The organism is Ruegeria sp. YTSA135, assembly GCF_059610165.1.
Map to the genome: position 1 here is coordinate 133,843 of NZ_JBXWNC010000001.1, position 17,800 is coordinate 151,642.

The following is a 17,800-nucleotide window of genomic DNA, read 5'->3' on the forward strand; positions in this document are numbered from 1 at the left end:
CAGGATCGCAATGAACACTCCGTTTGACGAAGAACCCCATCGCCGCCCAGGGCTTTTTGCCCGGTTGCGTGCGTCCTTTCTGACGGGCATCGTCGTCATTGCCCCTGTATGGCTGACGGTTTGGTTGATCTGGTCCGTGGTAGGCTGGATCGACAGCGCGGTTCTGCCGCTGATCCCGCAGCAATTCCAGCCCGAGCAATATGTGGGCATAAACCTGCGTGGCGTCGGCGTCATCATCTTTCTGGTCTTCACCGTTCTGGTTGGTTGGATTGCAAAGGGAATCTTGGGCCGGTCCTTTATCTCGTTCACCGAAAGCTTGGTGGACCGGATGCCGGTGGTGCGTTCGATCTATTCCGGAATCAAGCAGATCTCGGAAACGGTTTTTGCGCAAACAGAGCGGTCGTTTGAAAAAGCCTGTCTCGTGCAATACCCGCGACGTGGTATCTGGGCCATTGGCTTTGTCTCGACCAGTGCCAAAGGTGAGGTATCAAAACGCGCAGAAACCGGTGGCGAATTGCTAAGCGTGTTCATCCCCACCACGCCAAACCCAACCTCGGGGTTTCTTTTGTTTTTTCCGGTCGAAGACGTCATCCTGCTGGATATGTCCATCGAGGACGCGGCAAAACTGGTGATCTCGGCGGGGCTGGTTTATCCAAACGGAAAAGAACCGAAGCAACCTCCTGAGTAATCAGCCGAACATCTCGGGCAAATTGACCGTGCTGGCTTCACCCAGCTTTGACTTATGGTCACTAATAAACCGATGCGTCGCCGCGCGCCCGGCCTCTTTCAGCTTGTGCAGAACCACCGGGTTTGGAACGGTTTTTGTTGCCACTGACAGAGAATTCATTAATGCATCGTCGGCGATCATATGGACCAGAACGCGGCTCATCTCACCCGCGTTTAACTTGCCCTCAGCCAACAACCGCTGAACAAAACTGATCGCGCGCAACTCACGAAACAGGGATGAGTTAAAGCTGATCTCGTTGACGCGGTTCTGGATTTGCTGAGGTGTTTTTGGCACCTCGTCCCGTTCCAGCGGGTTGATATTAACGATCACCACATCATTTGGTAAATCATTGTTAAACAATGGATAAAGCGCTGGATTTCCGGTATAGCCACCATCCCAATAGGCCTCTTTCCGGCCGGACTTCGGATCAAAAATCTCGACCGCCTGAAACAGGTTCGGCAAGCAGGCCGAGGCCAGAATTGCATCCGTCGAGACTTCGTTACCCGTGAACACCCGGATTTTACCGCTGCGCACACAGGTGGCGCAGACAAACAGGCGCGGGCCTTGATCAGCACAGATTTCTGCAAAGTTGAACTGATCCACCACCGGTTCCAGCGGATTGCGGTAGAACGGACCATAGGCGTAGGGCGACACAATCCGAGACCATGCGTCGCCCACCGAAAACGGCAGGGAATACTCCATCGCATGTGCGATTTGAGCAGGTTCAATCGCTTGCATCCAATTGGCAAGGCGCATATCGCCCACTGCGCCCATGCGCTCCCAAAGCTGATTCAGATTGTCGCGCGCTCCGTCGCGCCCATTCCGAACCATGCCGGACTTGAAAGCCGCACCGTTCAACGCCCCGGCCGAGGTTCCGGTGATCGCCGCAACCTCGATATCTTCTTCGTCCAATAAACGGTCCAGAACACCCCAGGTGAACGCGCCATGCGCGCCCCCGCCCTGCAATGCCAAATTGATCCGTTTCATGGCGCGATCCCCTGCCTTACAAAGCCGTCCAACCGCCATCGACCGAGATCGTTGTCCCGGTTATCTGTGCCGCCGCGTCCGAACACAAGAAAACCGTGGTCCCGCCCATTTGCTCGACCGTTGCAAAGGCCTTCGATGGTTGCCGTTCAAGCATTACGTTCTTTATGACATCCTCACGGCTCATATTGTATTCTTTCATCGTATCGGGAATCTGCGCCTCGACCAGCGGCGTCAGTACATAGCCCGGGCAAATCGCGTTGCAGGTGATCGGTTCCTGAGCTGTCTCCAAGGCCACTGTTTTCGTCATTCCGACCACGCCGTGCTTTGCCGCCACATAAGCCGCTTTGAACGGTGACGCCGTCAGCCCATGCGCAGACGCGATATTCACGATCCGTCCCCATCCTGCCTTGCGCATCATCGGCAACGCAGCCGCCATCGTGTGAAAGGCCGAGTTCATGTTGATCGCTATAATCGCGTCCCATTTTTCGACCGGAAACTGATCAATCGGGGCAACATGCTGAATGCCCGCGTTGTTCACAAGAATGTCGCAAGCGCCCGCATTTTCGATCAGCGCACGACATTCATCCCCATTGGACATATCGGCTTTGATGTATCTCGCCTTGGTTCCGGTTTCTTGCGAAATCTCGGTAGCCAGCGCGTGATCTTCATCCCGGTCGGTGAACGAATTCAGCACCACGTTGGCCCCGGCCTTTGCCAATTCGCGCGCGACACCCAGACCGATACCCGAATTCGACCCTGTGACTACCGCTGTTTTACCCGACAAGCTCATAAGCTCTCTCCCTCAGATTTCGCGTTGGGCGCACATTGCCATGCTGCACCTGCAAAGAAAACTGGGAAACATCCGGGTGCCGCTTCTGGTGTGGAAAATGCCAAAAAAAACGCCCGCGCAAGGCGGGCGTTAAGTTATTGAGGCAGGTTTCATACAGGCAAGAAACCTATCGAGCAGTGCCCTCTTTATACGCAATTCCTTGCATTCATCCAAGCTAAAAGTTTGAAAATAAGAAAAATCATCGGTACGGTGAAAGCCAACAAAATAAGGCCAGAGCAGGATTGTTTCCAAAATGAGCCCCAATTTTCTAAGCCCTGTTCGCCCTATGATTGCGGGAATCACCTTCGTTTTTGCCGCCACGTGCGCTCATGCAGAATCGGCTCATGGCATAGCTATGTACGGGGACCCTGCCCTACCACCGGATTTTGTGTCTCTGCCCTACGTAAACCCGGACGCGCCGAAGGGCGGTAAAGTCGTTTTCGGCAACACCGGCGGCTATAACAGTTTGAACCCGTTTGTGCAAAAAGGCACCTCGCCCTGGCAATTGCGATTTTGGACCCACGAGAGCCTTATGGGTCGTTCCTGGGACGAACCTTTCACTCTTTATGGGTTGTTAGCCGAATCAGTTGAGACTGCGCCCGACAGGTCTTGGGTCGAATTTACCCTGCGCGAAAACGCCCGCTTCTCGGATGGCAGTCCAGTGACCGTGGACGATGTCATCTGGTCGTATGAGATATTGGGTACAGAAGGACACCTGCGGTATCGCGGACTCTGGGGCAAGATCGACAAGATTGAACAAACAGGCCCACGCACGGTGCGCATCACGTTCAATGAACCTGATCGCGAACTTGCGCTGATAGCCGGACTGCGCCCCATCCTGCAAAAAGCGCAGTGGGCGGGGAAAGATTTTGCCAACGCGTCTTTGCACGACATTCCAATCGGCTCGGGTCCTTATGTGGTTGATGGGTATGAGGCCGGCCGTTACGTGACGCTGCGCCGCATCCCGGAATACTGGGGGGCAGATGTCCCGTTTCGCCGCGGCACCATGAACCTGGATGAGATGCGCATCGAATTCTACGGCGACGGCACCGTGCTGTTTGAGGCTTTTAAAGCAGGCGAACTGACCGCCGTGCGTGAGTTCAACGCCGACAAATGGCAAACTCAGTACAACTTTCCGGCCGTGCAACGTGGCGATATCGTCAAAACCGAGATCCCGCATGGTAAACCTTCGGGCATGACCGGCTTCGTCATGAACACGCGCAAGGCTCCTTTTGATGACTGGCGTGTGCGTGAGGCCATGTTGCTGGCCTTTAACTTCGAATTTATCAACGACACGATTACAGGTGGTGTGCAGCCCCGGATCACGTCGTATTTCTCGGGGTCCGATCTGGGTATGAAGCCCGGCCCTGCAACGGGTCGCGTGGCCGAGTTGTTGGAACCCTATGCCGACGACTTGCCCCCCGGCGCGATCGAAGGCTATGCCCTGCCCGTCAGTGATGGGTCTGCCCGCAACCGAACCAATATCCGAGAAGCAAACAAACTGCTGTCCGGGGCAGGCTGGACCATTCAGGATGGCGTGCTGCGCAACGAGGCTGGTCAAGACTTTACCATCAGCGTATTGCTGCAACAGGGCGACACCGAAAGTCAGACGGCCATCGAAATCTACACACGCGCGCTTGAGCGCCTGGGCATCACCATCAGTGTCGAGCAGGTGGACAGCGCGCAATTCGCAGGCCGGACTGCCGAACTGGACTTTGATATGACGTTCTTCCGCCGGGCGCTTTCGCTGTCTCCGGGCAATGAACAGCGGCTGTATTGGGGCAGCCAAGATGCCAACACGCAGGGCACGCGCAATCTGATGGGTGTTGCCTCACCCGCTGTGGACGGCCTGATTGACACGATGTTGGCCTCCGAGACCCATGAAGATTTCGTGGCCGCAACCCGCGCTTTGGATCGGGTTCTGACAGCAGGTCGCTATGTCATACCCATCTGGAACTTCGATATCGGCCGCATCGCCCATGTGAAGGAACTGAAGCAGCCTCAGACCTTGCCGATCTATGGCGATGGCCCTGAATATATGCCGCAGGTCTGGTGGTACGAAGACTAGCTGAACACCGCTGAAGCTGTGCTGGACGGTTTCGTCTCGTTTCTTGGGATGGGTCCGCACATCTGTGGGTTTAGTGACGCTAGTTTGCGACGTAGACCCTTCGCACTTTTCGGCGGATTTCAGCACACGCACACTAACATGCCATATTTAGGGCACTGAGATACGGGTCCCGCCAGAATTTGTTCGTCCACCCAATTCCAGCTTAATTCCAAAAAACGGCCACAAGGGGCTTTACGGATCGCACTTCTTGGCTGTAACCTATTGGTATTTCTATGTGTTGTTAGACTAAATTATTCTGATTATTTCGTGAGATAACTAGCCTTACGACACGTGGCACTTTGATTTTACGGACCGGCCCCCACTCACTCCAAAATCAGGTCCGTAGGCCCGTTGCGTGTCGTGCGCAACGGGCCTTTTTGATTTGAAGCTAGCGATCATTGGGTGCGACATTTTGTCATCCGCGCGGAACCCTGCCCCCTTCGTAACGTGATCAAAGGGCTGGGCAGCCGTGAAACCTTAACAACGGAAAGCACACAGATGTTAAGCTGGACTGACCTTACTCAAGACTGGGACGCAATGTATTCACGCGCCAAAAGACGTTTCCCGAACCTACGCGATCAGGATAAATCACAGCTGTGCAAAGACCGAAAAGGGTTCGAAGCGTACTTGGCCGAGCGCCACCACCTGACCGTAAACGAAGCGCACGAAGAGCTTGAGGATTTTCTGTTCACCGAAGGCCTCAACCGCGAGTGTGGTCGATCCTTAGGCAAGTGACGTCACCCAGAGAATCGTTGCATCTTCGTCGCTGACCGAAATCACGTTGTGACCCATACTGCCGTCATAATAGGCACTGTCTCCGCGACGCATTTCAACTGGTTCATAGAACTCGGTGTACAGTTTCACAACGCCGGTCAGCACGAAAAGGAACTCTTCTCCGTCGTGGCGCACCCAGCCGTCAAATTCGTCCATTGAACGGGCCCGGACGCGGGCGCGATAAGGCAGCATCTGCTTTTTCGTCAGTGTCTCAGCCAGCAGTTCATGCTCGTAGGTTACGGTTGGGTGCGCGGCACCTTGTCCCATACGGGTTACGGCCATGCGTCCGATTACCTGGTCGCGCTGAGGGGGCGTAAAAAGTTGGGGAACCGAAATCTCTAACCCGGTCGCCAGCTTTTTCAGCGCGTCATAAGTCGGCGACATCTGCCCGTTTTCGATCTTGCTGAGCGTAGATCGCGCAAGCCCCGCCTGCGAGGCCGCTTGTTCCAGCGTCCAGTTCCGCGCCTTGCGCAACTGGCGCACGCGTGCGCCAAGATCCAGCGGCTCAGGATCGCTATGCTCGCCCGAGTCACGGGCAATACGGATAAGGGATGGCTGATCATTTGTGCTCATGCGCAACTCTATAGGCGCACCCTGCTCTGCTTGCAACGCGGCAAGCGGCGCGATAGCCAGTGTCATGCTTTCCGTTTTCGTCCAAGGGCCATTTCAGGCCTGCCCCACACCGTTTAATCTGGCCGCGCATGTACTGCAAAAAGCGGATAGCCGACCAGAGAAGGTCGCGCTTTCTGTTCTACGCGGCACTGGTACCGAGGACTGGAGTTACAGTGCGTTGAAAGCGGCAATCCTCGGTACAGCCTCCGGTCTGCTTAACGCTGGGCTTAAACCCAGTGACATCGTTTTGATGCGGTTGGGAAACACAGTGGATTTTCCCATTGCCTATCTCGGTGCGATTTCGGTCGGGATAGTGCCAGTCCCCACATCGTCACAGCTGACCGAGCCGGAAACGGAACGCATGATCGCGGACCTGAACCCCGCCGCCATTCTGCGCGACCCAGACGTCGCCTGTGCGGCGCATCCTTCGCAGATCACGTTGGGCGCGCTGTCAGACATGCGCACCTTGCCCCCTGCTGAGTTCCAATTCGGCGACCCGGACCGGCTGGCTTATGTCGTCTATACCTCTGGCACCTCAGGCAAGCCGCGCGCCGTGGCCCACGCGCATCGCGCCATCTGGGCGCGGCAGATGATGGTGGATGGCTGGTACGGGCTGCGGGATACGGATCGATTATGCCATGCCGGGGCGTTCAACTGGACCTACACTCTCGGCACCGGTCTGATGGACCCCTGGACCATTGGCGCAACGGCAGTGATCCCGGAACCGGGCACCGACCCCGACGACCTGCCCACCTTGCTGCGGAAACATCGGGCGACGATTTTTGCCGCCGCACCCGGTGTCTTTCGCAAGCTGCTAAAAACCGCGCAAACCCTGCCTCTGCCAGACTTGCGCCACGGTCTTTGTGCAGGAGAGAAGCTGTCGCGACATCTGCATGCGCAATGGGCCGACGCGACCGGAACAGAATTGTACGAAGCGTACGGCATGTCCGAATGCTCGACCTTCATCTCGTCCAGCCCTGCCCACCCAGCGCGTGGTGACGCGTTGGGTCAGCCGCAGCCGGGACGCCGCGTGGCGATATTAGGACCGGATGGACCCGTTCCGCAGGGGCAGGAAGGCACCATCGCCATTCACCGCTCGGACCCTGGCCTGATGCTGACCTATCTGAATGCACCCGACGAGGCCGAGGCCCGAATGCAGGGCGACTGGTTCCTTACCGGCGATCAAGGTGCTATGGCCATTGACGGGCAAATCACGTATCTGGGCCGCGACGACGATATGATGAACGCGGGCGGCTATCGCGTCTCACCGGTCGAGGTTGAGGCCGCACTGTCCAAATACCCCGGCATCACGCAAGTCGGCGCTGCGGCGGTTGAGGTCAAGCAGGACACATTTGTGATAGCTGCCTTCTACACAGGCCCGGCAAAGCTGGACGATGCCGACCTGCATGCCTATGTCGAGGCAAACCTGGCGCGGTACAAGCAACCCCGTGCTTTTATTCACATGCCCGAACTGCCCACTGGCGGCAACGGCAAACTCCTGCGCCGGGCGCTTCCGGCCTACTTCAAGGCGAATACACCATGACCCAGACCGTAAAACTCGACATCATGTCTGACCCGATCTGTCCGTGGTGCTATATCGGCAAGACACATCTGGACAAGGCGTTAGCCGCGATCCCTGACCACCCGTTCGTGATCGAGTGGCATCCGTTTCAACTCAACCCGGACATGCCGGACGAAGGCATGGACCGGCGCGAATATCTTGAGCGCAAGTTTGGCGGCAAAAAAGGTGCCGTCCGCGCCTATGCGCCTGTTGTTGAGCATGCTGAAAAAGCTGGTCTGAGCATAGACTTCGAAGGCATGAAGCGCACGCCCAACACGCTGGACGCCCATCGCCTGATCCACTGGGCCGGGATTGAGGGAAAGCAGGGCGCGGTCGTTGACGCTCTGTTCGACGCGTATTTCGTGCAGGCACGAGACATAAGCGACCACGAAGTGTTGGCCGATATTGCCGACGGTGTCGGTATGGACGCGGCCGTTGTGCTGAAGCTGCTGGACTCGAGCGCTGACCGCGACGATATTCGGACCCGCGATACCCATTCGCGCCAGATGGGGGTGAACTCTGTTCCAACCTTCATCGTGGCAAGCCAGCACGCCGTGCCGGGGGCGCAACCACCAGAGATGTGGGAAAAAGTGATCGGTGAGATCATGTCACAGCTTGAAGAGCCCTCTGCAAATTAGCACAGAGCCCTGCGCATTTTGATCCTAGCGCCACCTGACCTGTCGTGATAGCGCGGTCAGGTCAGGAGGACGCCATGACAGGTCGGATGTCTACGGGTGAATTCATCGCACTGATCGCAATGATGTTTGCGACCATTGCGTTCTCAATCGACTCCATGCTGCCCGCACTTCCTCAAATCGGAGCGCAACTGAGCCCCGATGACGTCAATCGGGCACAGTTGATCTTGACCTCTTTCGTACTGGGCATGGGGATCGGGACGTTCTTTGTGGGACCCTTGTCTGACGCTTTTGGGCGCAAACCAGTGATCTTTGTCGGCTCGGCCTTGTACATCGTTTCGGCGGCGGTGGCTTGGGCGAGCTCCTCGTTGGAATTGCTGTTGGTTGCACGGGTTGCGCAGGGTATCGGCTGCGCTGCACCGCGTGTGGTATCAATGGCCGTCATCCGCGATCTCTATGCGGGCCGGGAAATGGCGCGGATCGTATCAATTGCTATGATGATATTTACGCTCGTCCCAGCAGTCGCGCCGATGCTGGGGGCTGGAATGATCGCTATCGCCGGATGGCGCGGAATCTTTGCCTCATTCATCCTGTTCTCGGTCGTCACCGTCATTTGGATGGGCCTGCGCCTGCCCGAGTCCCTAAAGCAACAGGACCGCCGACCGCTGCGATTATCCCTGATGGCCTCGGCAGCGCGCGAGATGTTCAACCATCCCACAGTCCGGGTGTCCATCTTCGTGCAGACGCTTTGCCTTGGCATGTTGTTTACCATGTTGACCATGGTTCAACCGGTTTATGACGTGATCCACGACAGCGCGGACAGCTTCCCCTTCTGGTTCGGTTTCGTGGCTTTGATGGCAGGATCAGCAAGCCTGCTGAACGCAGCGCTGGTTATCCGGGTGGGTATGCGGCGGCTGGTGACATGGGCTTTGGGTGCGCAGATCGTCGTGACAAGTGGCGTCATCGTTCTGAATATGATGCCACTTTCGGCCAACCTGTCATTTGCCGTTTTTGTCTTCTGGCAGACTTCGATATTTTTCACGGCTGGCATGACAATGGGGAACCTGAACGCCATCGCGATGGAGCCGATGGGTCATATCGCGGGAATGGCCGCGTCAGTCATCGGTGCGTTCTCAACCGTTCTGGCCGCTGCCATTGCCGCCCCGATCGGTTTGCTGTTCGACGGGTCCCTAACCCCCCTGACCACCGGGATTTTGGTTATGAGCGCCACCGGCTTCGGGCTTATGCTACACATGGGCCGGATCGAAAACAGGCTGCTCGTCTGATCTGTGCAGCTTCGGTAAAACTCGCTAGGCTGTCATCGACCTGAGGGGAGGTGATGAATGAGCGACTATTACGACCTAGGGACATATTCCTGCCCAATCAGCACATCGGTACCCGAGGCGCAGCTTTGGTTTGATCGCGGGCTGATCTGGACGTATGGCTACAATCACGACGAAGCTGTTGTTTGCTTTCAGCGAGCGGCTGAATTCGATCCAAACTGCGCCATGGCCTTTTGGGGAATAGCCTACGCTGCAGGACCGAATTACAATCTGCCATGGCATCTGCAGGATGAGCGTGGTCAACAAAAGGCGCTGGCGCAGGCCTATGATGCGACCCAGCAGGCGCTTTCCAAAATGGAGGCCTGCACGCCGTTAGAACAGGCACTGATCCGCGCTTTGCCATCCCGCTACCCGCAGCGCGAACCGTTGCCGGACATGCACGGCTGGAACCACGATTTCGCCGACGCGATGCGCGCGGCTTTTGCAGATCATCCCGATCATCTGGAATTGCGCACGATTTATGTCGAGGCTCTGTTGAACCTCACCCCTTGGCAGATGTGGGATCTGAGTTCAGGCAAACCCGCCGAGGGCGCAGCGACGCTTGAGGCTCAGAAGGCGCTGGAAGATGCGATGGCCAACGCCCCCGGCGCAATGTCCCATCCGGGGCTTTTGCACCTTTATGTCCACTTGATGGAAATGTCGCCAACCCCGGAAAAAGCGCTCAAGGCCGGGGATGTGCTGCGTACGTTGGTTCCTGACGCGGGCCATCTGGTGCATATGCCCACTCATATCGACGTCCTGTGTGGCCACTACCACGATGTTGTGTACTGGAACGAAAAAGCCACTGATGCCGATTTGAAGTATTACGAGCGTGAAGGTGCGTTCAATATCTACACGGGGTATCGGCAACACAACTATCACTTTGCCATTTACGGCGCGCTGTTTCTGGGTCAGTTGGAACCGGCCCTACGCGCCAATCAAGGTATGTGGAATACCACGCCCGAGGATTTGCTACGCATCGAAAGCCCGCCCATGGCCGATTACTTCGAAAGCTACATGTCAATGGGGCCGCACATCCTCATCCGCTTTGGCTTGTGGGAGGAGGCGAAGGCCCTGAACCTTCCTGACGATCCTGACCTTTACCGCACTCTGACCGCGACGATCCACTACGCCCGTGCAATCGCATTTGCGGCCACGGACGATGTAACCAAGGCAGAAGTCGAGGAACAACTCTTCCTTTCGGCCAAAGCCTGCGTGCCAGAAACGCGATTGCTGCACAATAACCGCGTTATCGATCTGCTTGAAATCGCGCGGGAAATGCTGCGCGGAGAGATTGAGTACCGCAAAGGCAATTTCGATATCGCATTCGCCCATCTGCGCCGATCGGTCGAATTGGACGACACGCTTCCTTATGATGAACCATGGGGCTGGATGCAGCCCACCCGTCACGCGCTTGGCGCATTGCTGTTCGAGCAGGGCCACGTGGCCGAGGCCGAAGCCGTCTATCGCGAAGACCTCGGACTCGGCGGCAGGCTTAGCCGTGCCTCGATCCACCCCGACAATGTCTGGAGCCTGAAGGGTTTGCACGACTGCCTGAAGGCACGCCAAGAAGACACTGAAATTACGCAGATCAAACAGAGGCTTGATCTGGCGCTGGCACGTGCAGACCGCGCTGTTGGAGCTTCTTGCTTTTGCGCCCAGGCCGCTATGAGGGCCGTGGAATGAGATACGCGCTGTTGTTGGTGGCCGTGCTTTGCAGTCCGGCCTATGCCGACCGCCAGACCTTTCCCCCTGCGGATCAGGCCAACCGCGATCCGTCGCTGGTGGCCTTTCGCGACACCCTGCTGTCCTATGTTTCCGCAAGAGATGTCGACGCCGTCGTTGCGACCGCCTGTCCCGATATCTATCTTAGCCATGGCGGTAGTGGCGGTCCGGAAGAGCTGCGCACCAATCTCACACTCGATCCTGAAACCCTGTCGGAAGAGGATCAAGGCAAGGCTGATGAATTGCGCGCGCAGTACTGGGCCGATCTGGAATACACCCTAACGCAGCCCGGCTATTTCGACGAGGAAGGTGAATTCTGGATGCCGCATCAATGGCAGATCACCTTGCCAGCGTCGTTAGATCCCCAGTTGGCCTTTTTCGTCACCGGCACCGATGTCGCCCTGCGCCAGGGGCCGGACCGCACTGCGCTCACATTGGGATTGATAAGTCATGAGGTCGTCATCGTCCGCGATTTTCAGAGCGATACCGAGTATCAGCGCGTTCTGCTGACCGACGGCGCACAGGGTTATATGCACCGCGACTATCTTTGGCCCATGACCGGCTATCGCGCCGCGTTTTCAAAATCAGACGCGGGCGACTGGCAGCTTTGCACCTTTGTCAGCGGCGACTAGGCCTTGGCCTTTTTCTTTTCGGCTACAACTTTTTCGGCCAAGTCACGGGCGATTGCGAACGCACCCTTGATCTTGTCGCTGTCCTTCTTCCAGTCACGCCGAACAATGATCTTGTTGTCTTTGACCTTGGCAAGGCCGCGTTGATCCTGAATGAACTCCACCAATCCTTGGGGCGAGGCAAACTTGTCATTATGAAACTGGATCGTTGCGCCTTTTGGCCCACCGTCCAGTTTGGCGATACCGGCCCGTTTGCACATTGCCTTGATGCGCACCACCAACATAAGAGTGTTCACCTCTTTCGGAAGTTTACCGAACCGGTCGATCAGCTCCGCCGCAAACCCTTCCAATTCAACCTTGGTCGAAAGTGACGACAGGCGGCGGTAGAGGCCCAGACGCACATCCAGATCGGGCACGTAGTCCTCGGGGATCAAAACAGGTACGCCCAAATTGATCTGCGGCGCCCACTGATCTTCGGTCTCCGACAGACCCTCCATCTCACCGGCTTTGATCTTGGCAATCGCCTCCTCCAGCATCGACTGGTAGAGTTCATAGCCAACGTCGCGCATCTGGCCCGACTGCTCCTCACCCAGCAAGTTACCCGCGCCGCGAATATCGAGGTCCTGACTGGCCAGCGTGAACCCAGCCCCCAGCGTGTCCAAGGAACCAAGAACCCGCAGGCGTTTCTCGGCTGTGGCCGTCAGCTTCTGGCGCGGTTTTGTGGTCAGATAGGCATAGGCGCGGGCTTTCGACCGCCCAACACGGCCGCGAATTTGATAAAGCTGCGCAAGGCCGAACATATCCGCCCGATGCACGACCATCGTGTTCGCTGTGGGAATGTCCAGGCCGCTTTCCACAATCGTTGTGGCCAGAAGCACGTCATACTTGCCGTCGTAGAAGGCGTTCATCCGGTCATCGAGTTCGCCAGCCGCCATCTGGCCATGCGCCACAACATAGGTGAGTTCCGGCAGTTGTTCCTTCAGAAACTCTTCGATCTCAGGCAGGTCCGAGATGCGCGGGACAACATAAAAACTCTGCCCACCGCGATAATGTTCGCGCAGCAACGCCTCGCGGATCGTGACGGCGTCGAACTCGCTGACATAGGTTCGGATCGCCAGCCTGTCGATGGGCGGCGTGCCGATAATGGACAGATCACGCACGCCCGTCAGCGACAGTTGCAGCGTGCGCGGGATCGGCGTTGCGGTCAGGGTCAGCACGTGAATGTCTGAGCGCAGTTGCTTCAGGCGCTCTTTGTGACCGACGCCAAAATGCTGTTCTTCGTCAATGATCAACAGGCCAAGATTGTTGAATCGAATACCCTTGGCCAACAGCGCATGGGTTCCGATCACGATGTCTATGGTTCCACGCGCCAGCCCGTCACGCGTTTGCTGCGCCTCTTTCGAGGATACAAACCGCGACAATTGACGAACCTCAAGAGGGAAGCCGCGAAAGCGTTCCTTGAACGACGCCGCATGTTGACGCGCCAGCAAGGTGGTCGGCGCAATTACTGCAACCTGTACCCCAGACATCGCCGCGACAAACGCCGCGCGCATGGCGACTTCGGTTTTTCCAAAGCCGACATCACCGCAAATCAGGCGGTCCATCGGCGCGCCCGAATGCATATCCTCCATCACTTCCGCGATCGCGCGTAGCTGATCTTCGGTTTCCTGATACGGAAAGCGTGCGCTGAATTCCTCCCACGCGTGGGGCGGCGGGTCCATGACCGGAGCTTTGCGCAGCGCGCGCTCAGCCGCGATCCGGATCAGCTTATCCGCCATCTCGCGGATGCGTTCTTTCAGCTTGGCCTTTTTGGCCTGCCATGCGCCGCCACCCAAGCGGTCCAGCAGACCTTCGTCATGACCATATTTCGATAGCAGTTCAATATTCTCGACCGGCAGGTAAAGCTTGGATTGCTCAGCATATTCCAACAACAGGCATTCGTGGGCGGCACCTGCAGCGGTAATAACCTCCATCCCCATGTAGCGCCCGATCCCGTGATCAACGTGCACCACAAGATCACCGGGGCTGAGGGATTGCGTTTCGGTAAGGAAGTTTTCAGCCTTGCGGCGTTTTTTAGGCTGACGGATCAGGCGATCGCCCAGAACGTCCTGTTCGGCAATCACGGTCAGATTGGGGGTCTCAAAACCGCTCTCCAAGGCCCAGACCGCAAGATGCAGCCCACGCTTACCTATGCGCGTGCCATCGGCGACAGGGATGGCCTCGGCCAGACCTTCGTCTTCGATCAGCCCGGTCAGGCGTTCGCGCGCACCTTCTGAGTATGACGCAAGCAGAACTGGACCTTTGGCCAGCTTATCAGAAATATGACTGACAAGCGCACCAAACAGGCTGACGCTTTCTTGTTGCCGTTCAGGCGCAAAGTTCCGGCCGATCCGACCCCCAGCGTCAATCACACCCGGCCCACTGGCCTGCGGCAACGGACTGAACTGCATCACACGCCGATCCCCCACTGCCCGTTCCCACGCAGCATCGTCGAGGTACAGCAATCCGGGCGGCGTCGGTTTGTAAACCGTGTCCATGCGGGACCGATTTTCCAACGCCAGCCGTCTGGTTTCGTATTGATCCTCAATCGACTCCCACCGGGCCAGTCGTGCAGGCGTAACCTGATCGTCCAACGAGACCGTGGCATCGGGCAGATAGTCAAACAGGGTTTCCAGCTTTTCGTGGAAAAACGGCAACCAGTGCTCGATGCCCTGATGTTTACGGCCCGCGCTGACCGCCTCATACAGCGGATCGTCCGTGCCAGCCGCGCCGAACTCGATGCGGTAATTCTGGCGAAATCGCGTGATGGCGGCGTCATCCAAAATGACCTCGGATACCGGGGCCAGTTCCACGACCTCCAGCTTTTCGGTTGTGCGCTGAGACACCGGATCAAAACGCCGTGCACCGTCGAGAACGTCGCCGAACAAGTCCAAACGGACCGGACCGGATTCGCCGGGAGGGAAAATGTCGATGATCCCGCCCCGTACCGCGTAGTCACCAGGTTCCATGACCGTAGGGCTTTGAGTAAATCCCATGCGCACCAGAAAGTTTCGCAGAGCGGTTTCGTCTACACGGTGATTAACACGCGCCGTAAACGCGGCTTCTCTCAATACGTCCCGCGCGGGCACGCGTTGAGTTGCGGCATTCAGCGTGGTCAGCAGAACGAACCGGTCAGGCATCTGGTGCACCAACGCTGCCAGCGTCGCAACACGCGCCGCAGCAATATCAGCGTTGGGTGACACCCGGTCGTAGGGCAAACAATCCCATCCGGGAAAAACAAAGACCGGCATGTCAGGTGCGAAAAAGGCAAGGGCCGCCCGCATCGCCTCCATCCGTTTGTCGTCCCGTGCGACATGGCAGACGGGCTGCCCCGAACGCTTGATCTCGTTCAGGACAAGCTGCGCGTCAAACCCCTCGGGGGCGCCGCCGACACTTACGTGGTTCGGAGCCGTCATCATCTTGCCTTTCCGAATTTCCTAGCCCAGCACACCAATCGAGAAGTTCTGGTACATGCCCCAAAGCGATGTGATCAAGATCGAAATCATACCGATAATCTGCGTGTAGATCCGGCAGCGGGTCAAAACTTTGCTCACGAACTCCAGCGTCTTTTCGCCCGCACGCAACTTGCGCGCTGCCCTGATGTGAAGGAGCACCACAAAACAAACCGGAAAAAGCAAAAGGAAAACCGCCTGAGCAAATTCCACGCCGTAGTAAAACCCAAGCGTACCCAGCCCGGTAAACACGAAACAGGCCAACCCCAAAAGAGCCAGCCCTGACACGTCAACGATATAGATAATCCGGTTTCCATTGATACGAACGATATCCAGAAGGTCCTGTTCCGTCTGCCCTCTGATTCGACGTGCGCGTACCAAAAGGTCATGCGGCACGCCCATCGTCCAATGGCTGACCGACGACCACAACACCGCCAGCGCGATCCAGTACCACAGATTCGAAAAGCTGCGCATGTCGATGATTTCGAAAAGCGTAGAGGATATGTCCAAGCGTCAGCCCTTTGTTCCACGTCCTGAGGGGCTAATTCGCACCGGCGCGTTCATCCTTACCCTTGAGACCACACGGAATTCATGCCACCCAATGCGGGATTATTCAAGGAGAGCGCGACATGAAACCCACTATCTCCCCCTACCCCCTGACCCGTTTCCGCAGGGCGCGCCAATCTGCGGCGGTGCGCGGGCTGGTCCGGGAGAACACGTTGACCACGGACGATTTGATTTGGCCCGTTTTCGTGCGTGACGGTGAGGGTGTGGAAGAAGCCGTGCCCTCGATGCCCGGCGTGGTACGTCGGTCCGTGGACCTGATCGCCAAGGCCGCGGTTGAGGCGCAAGCGCTGGGAATTCCGGCGATCTGCATCTTTCCCTACACGGATTCCAGCCTGAAAACCGAAGACTGCGCCGAGGCGTGGAACCCCGACAATCTGTCCAATCGCGCCATCCGCGCCATCAAGGCCGCCGCCCCCGATATTGCGGTCATGACGGACGTCGCGCTGGACCCGTACAACATCAATGGTCACGATGGTTATGTCGTCGATGGCGAAATTGTGAACGACGAGACGGTCTCGGCCCTGGTCAAGATGACACTGGCGCAGGCTGAGGCCGGGGCTGACATCATTGGTCCGTCCGACATGATGGATGGCCGTATTGGTGAGATGCGCAAGGCGCTGGAATCAGCCGGACATCAGAACGTAATGATCCTCAGCTACGCCGCGAAGTATGCGAGTGCCTTTTACGGTCCTTTCCGCGATGCGGTCGGTGCTTCGGGCGCGCTGACGGGTGACAAGAAAACCTACCAGATGGACCCGGGAAACTCGAACGAAGCCTTACGCCTGATCGAACGCGACCTGACCGAAGGCGCCGATATGGTGATGATCAAGCCCGGCATGCCCTATCTGGATATCTGTCGCCGCGTGAAAGAAACCTTTGGCGCGCCAACTTATGCGTATCAGGTATCGGGCGAATATACGATGATCCAAGCAGCCGCCCAGAACGGCTGGATCGACGGAGAAAAGGTCATGCTCGAAAGTCTCTTGGCCTTCAAGCGTGCTGGATGCGATGGCATCCTGACCTATTTCGCACCTCAGGTCGCGCGTATCCTGCAAGGCTAAAACCCCAAATTCTCGCAAGTTTTCGCCGATTGTGATCTGTCAGTGCTCAGCTTTCCCGTGACACGCAGCCGCAATCGGCGTATTCTTGCACACAAGATCGGGTACACCCGACATATCAGGCAGCTATACAGAGAAAACATTATGAGCAGTTCCAACGCATCCCGACTAAGCCGTCGCGGCTTTGCTGTCGGCATGGCCGGCCTTACCTTTACAGCCGCTTGCGGAAATGGCGTGGGCAACTCGAACGCGGTCAAGATTGACGCCCGCGTCGATGCCACGCTAACCGAAATGTACGCGCGCTATCCAAACACGGTCGAAATCGCCAACAAATCCAATGGCATGTTGGTCATGCCGCTGATTACCGACGCTGGGTTCATATTCGGCGGTGCCTATGGCCAGGGTGCGCTGCGCATCAATGGCGCAACGGTAGATTATTACTCGGCCGTTTCAGGCAGCGCAGGTTTACAGATCGGCGCGCAGCAGTATGCCCATGTCCTTTTCTTCATGACGCAGGACGCGCTGAACGACTTCCGCCGCTCCAGCGGTTGGACGGCCGGGGCTGACATCGGCTACGTCGTCGATGCGACCGGCGACACGCTTTCAACCGACACCACGACCTTGCGATCACCCGTCTTGGCCGCCGTATTTGGTCAGGCCGGTCTGAAATTCGGTGCAACGGTCGAAGGCACAAAATACACGCGGATCATTCCGTAACTTCGGGCTGCCACTCCCCCGATCCTGGCCCCCGCCATCAGCCCTAAGCTGTGGCGGGG

Annotated in this window: 15 protein-coding genes; 10 read left to right on the forward strand and 5 right to left on the reverse strand. The window is 57.3% G+C overall.

Annotated elements, in window-relative coordinates:
• The first annotated feature begins 10 nt into the window (after nt 1-10).
• Nucleotides 11-688, forward strand: a complete 678-nt coding sequence (locus AC2FIT_RS00635) for a DUF502 domain-containing protein (RefSeq protein ID WP_496825685.1) — start codon at nt 11-13, stop codon at nt 686-688.
• On the opposite strand, the gene AC2FIT_RS00640 is transcribed toward AC2FIT_RS00635, so the two are convergent.
• Both AC2FIT_RS00640 and AC2FIT_RS00645 read right to left on the reverse strand, forming a co-directional pair.
• Complete coding sequence (locus AC2FIT_RS00640; protein ID WP_496825687.1) at nt 689-1,714, reverse strand: patatin-like phospholipase family protein; 1,026 nt, start codon at nt 1,712-1,714, stop codon at nt 689-691. It abuts the gene before it with no gap.
• Nucleotides 1,715-1,730: 16 nt separating this feature from the next.
• A complete protein-coding gene (locus AC2FIT_RS00645; protein WP_496825689.1) occupies nt 1,731-2,504 on the reverse strand; it encodes a 3-hydroxybutyrate dehydrogenase in 774 nt (257 codons plus the stop codon).
• Between the two features lie 292 nt (nt 2,505-2,796).
• Here AC2FIT_RS00645 and AC2FIT_RS00650 point away from each other — a divergent pair, with 292 nt between their 5' ends.
• Together AC2FIT_RS00650 and AC2FIT_RS00655 are read left to right on the forward strand one after the other, a co-directional pair.
• Nucleotides 2,797-4,611: an extracellular solute-binding protein gene (locus tag AC2FIT_RS00650; RefSeq protein ID WP_496825691.1), complete on the forward strand. Its 1,815-nt coding sequence runs from the start codon at nt 2,797-2,799 to the stop codon at nt 4,609-4,611.
• A 537-nt stretch (nt 4,612-5,148) separates the two neighbouring features.
• The gene (locus AC2FIT_RS00655; protein WP_496825693.1) at nt 5,149-5,385 is read left to right on the forward strand and encodes a hypothetical protein; all 237 of its coding nucleotides are present in this window, start codon (nt 5,149-5,151) and stop codon (nt 5,383-5,385) included.
• Here AC2FIT_RS00655 and AC2FIT_RS00660 read toward each other — a convergent pair.
• Complete coding sequence (locus AC2FIT_RS00660; protein ID WP_068332590.1) at nt 5,374-5,997, reverse strand: helix-turn-helix domain-containing protein; 624 nt, start codon at nt 5,995-5,997, stop codon at nt 5,374-5,376. The two genes, AC2FIT_RS00655 and AC2FIT_RS00660, sit on opposite strands and share 12 nt — an antisense overlap.
• Before the next feature lie 64 nt (nt 5,998-6,061).
• Between AC2FIT_RS00660 and AC2FIT_RS00665 the strand changes: the two genes are divergently transcribed.
• The 5 genes from AC2FIT_RS00665 (at nt 6,062) to AC2FIT_RS00685 (ending at nt 11,911) form a co-directional block, all read left to right on the forward strand.
• Nucleotides 6,062-7,579 (forward strand): class I adenylate-forming enzyme family protein, encoded by a 1,518-nt coding sequence (locus AC2FIT_RS00665; protein WP_496825695.1) that lies wholly within the window; start codon nt 6,062-6,064, stop codon nt 7,577-7,579.
• Nucleotides 7,576-8,235: a DsbA family oxidoreductase gene (locus tag AC2FIT_RS00670; protein ID WP_496825697.1), complete on the forward strand. Its 660-nt coding sequence runs from the start codon at nt 7,576-7,578 to the stop codon at nt 8,233-8,235. Before AC2FIT_RS00665 ends, AC2FIT_RS00670 begins: the two co-directional genes overlap by 4 nt.
• A 74-nt stretch (nt 8,236-8,309) precedes the next feature.
• A complete protein-coding gene (locus tag AC2FIT_RS00675) occupies nt 8,310-9,518 on the forward strand; it encodes a multidrug effflux MFS transporter (RefSeq protein ID WP_496825699.1) in 1,209 nt (402 codons plus the stop codon).
• 57 nt (nt 9,519-9,575) lie between these two features.
• A complete protein-coding gene (locus AC2FIT_RS00680) occupies nt 9,576-11,240 on the forward strand; it encodes a tetratricopeptide repeat protein (RefSeq protein ID WP_496825701.1) in 1,665 nt (554 codons plus the stop codon).
• On the forward strand, nt 11,237-11,911 hold the full coding sequence (locus AC2FIT_RS00685; RefSeq protein WP_496825703.1) for an SH3 domain-containing protein: 675 nt from the start codon (nt 11,237-11,239) through the stop codon (nt 11,909-11,911). Before AC2FIT_RS00680 ends, AC2FIT_RS00685 begins: the two co-directional genes overlap by 4 nt.
• On the opposite strand, the gene mfd is transcribed toward AC2FIT_RS00685, so the two are convergent.
• Nucleotides 11,908-15,363 (reverse strand): transcription-repair coupling factor, encoded by a 3,456-nt coding sequence (mfd, locus tag AC2FIT_RS00690; RefSeq protein WP_496826474.1) that lies wholly within the window; start codon nt 15,361-15,363, stop codon nt 11,908-11,910. The genes AC2FIT_RS00685 and mfd overlap by 4 nt on opposite strands.
• Nucleotides 15,364-15,384: 21 nt before the next feature.
• Nucleotides 15,385-15,873, reverse strand: a complete 489-nt coding sequence (locus AC2FIT_RS00695) for a component of SufBCD complex (RefSeq protein ID WP_496825705.1) — start codon at nt 15,871-15,873, stop codon at nt 15,385-15,387.
• Nucleotides 15,874-16,028: 155 nt separating this feature from the next.
• On the opposite strand from AC2FIT_RS00695, the gene hemB reads away from it, so the two are divergent.
• Nucleotides 16,029-17,027 carry a porphobilinogen synthase gene (hemB, locus tag AC2FIT_RS00700; RefSeq protein WP_496825707.1) on the forward strand — a complete coding sequence of 333 codons (999 nt, stop codon included), beginning with the start codon at nt 16,029-16,031 and terminating at the stop codon, nt 17,025-17,027.
• Nucleotides 17,028-17,168: 141 nt separating this feature from the next.
• Entirely contained in the window at nt 17,169-17,741 is a 573-nt protein-coding gene (locus AC2FIT_RS00705) for a lipid-binding SYLF domain-containing protein (protein ID WP_496825709.1), read from the forward strand.
• Nucleotides 17,742-17,800: the final 59 nt, after the last annotated feature.